Below are 1,573 nucleotides of genomic sequence, written 5' to 3' on the forward strand. Positions count from 1 at the left end.
CCTCGATCTCGGAGCGCGGCTGCCAGTCGGTGAAGGGGAGCTTCGCCGTCTCGTCGCCGACGACCCCTTCGAGGATCTCGGTCTCGCCGTCGCGCCCGGAGATGGTCTTCTCGTCGACCTCCAGCACGCGGACCTCCACGTTGCGGCCGCGGTCGCCGGCCGCGATGTCGACGAGGCTGCGGTCGCCGCCCACCTCGCGGTCCACCGAGACCTCCTCGTCGGCGATGGCGACCGTCGTCGAGTCGTTGAGGTTCAGCTCCGGCGCCCCCTCCCACTCGCGGACGCCGGCGTTGCCGATCGTCAGCGAGTCGCCCGGCTCGAAGCCGAAGTCCTGCCACGCGGTGTAGGAGATGACGCCGGTCTCGTCGGCGATTTCGCCCTCCCGGATCGTGAGGTCGTCCCCCTGATACCGGATCGTGCGCGTTCCCTGCGTCAACACGCGAACCGTCACCGTCACGCCGTCGTGGTCGGTGGTGATCTCGCCCACGTCGACGGCGTCGGGCGTCGGCGTCGAGCCGCCGCCCCCGCCGCCGTGCTTCCGGCGGACGCTCTGTTTCGCCTCGTCGATGGGGACGCTGTACTCCAGTAAGTTCTGTAGGTCGGCTTTGACCTCCTCTTTGTCGACGCCGAGGTCGGAGGCGAGCTCCTCGGCATGGCTGTTGACGTCCATCGAAGCGAGGTTCGGCGCGGCCGCACAAAAGGATTCACCACCGGTGAGCGCCGGCGACGGACCGGCCCGCGGCGCCGTCGGGGACGGCCGGTAGGGCTAAACCGTCCCCGGTCGCAACGTGGGGCATGGACGAAATCGACATCGACGCGCGCGTCACCGACGACCGCACGGTGATCGACGTGGCCGGCACGCGAGACGTCGCGGTCGTCGTGCGGTCGGAGGGCGGCGAGCGGATCTACCTTCCCCCCGAGGGGTTCGACGACCCGGTCGGGGGGTCGCCGTACACCTCGCCGTATCAGGGCGCCGGGGCGGGCGGGGACGAGAGCCCGTACGGCGGGGCGACCGGCAGCACGCGCGGGGTCATGGAGACCGCGGACGGCTTCCGGGTCACGCACCCGGAACCGGTGACCGAGTTCGACGTGTTCCGGGGCGACGAGGACTGAGCGGGGCGTCTCGGGGAGAAGGGGTTCGAACGGATTACGCGACGTCTTCGTACACGGCGAGCGTGTCCTCCGCCACGTCCAGCCACTCGCGGCGCTCGTACTCCGGCGGCTCCTCGCGGTCGAGCGCCTCGATGAGCCCGTCGACGATCGACTCCGAGTCCGTCTCGACCTCGACGAGGCAGCCGTCGGGGAGCACCTCCGCGACGCCGGACGGCGTCGCGACGACCTGCGTGCCCGCCTCCAGCGCCTCCGTGATCGTGATCCCGAACGGCTCGGCGTACGAGGGCGAGACGAACGCGTCCGAGGCGGCGTAGTAGTCGCCGAGCTCTGCCTCGGGGACGTAGCCGACGAACTCGACGCGGTCCTCGATGCCGAGCAGCTCGGCGAACCGCTTCAGCTGCTCGGTCTGGTGGCCCGACCCGCCGACGACGAGCGTCACGTCGCGGCCGCGGAGCTTCTT

General features: G+C 70.8%; 2 protein-coding genes and 1 pseudogene. 1 reads left to right on the forward strand and 2 read right to left on the reverse strand.

Annotated features, from left to right (window positions below; genetic code table 11):
- Positions 1-670: pseudogene (locus tag B9G38_RS17145) on the reverse strand (replication factor A); the annotation flags it as partial.
- 125 nt (positions 671-795) lie between these two features.
- Here B9G38_RS17145 and B9G38_RS17150 point away from each other — a divergent pair.
- Entirely contained in the window at positions 796-1,113 is a 318-nt protein-coding gene (locus B9G38_RS17150; protein ID WP_049931323.1) for a hypothetical protein, read from the forward strand.
- A 34-nt stretch (positions 1,114-1,147) separates the two neighbouring features.
- Here B9G38_RS17150 and B9G38_RS17155 read toward each other — a convergent pair.
- Positions 1,148-1,573, reverse strand: a 426-nt coding sequence (locus B9G38_RS17155) for a glycosyltransferase (RefSeq protein ID WP_143415619.1), incomplete at its 5' end; no start/stop codon positions are given.

The sequence above is a fragment of the Halorubrum sp. SD612 genome (assembly GCF_002135005.1).

Bases quoted from the DNA above. Each gene is read 5' to 3' on its own strand.
- B9G38_RS17150 (WP_049931323.1), top strand. From the start codon at position 796: ATGGACGAAATCGACATCGACGCGCGCGTCACCGACGACCGCACGGTG.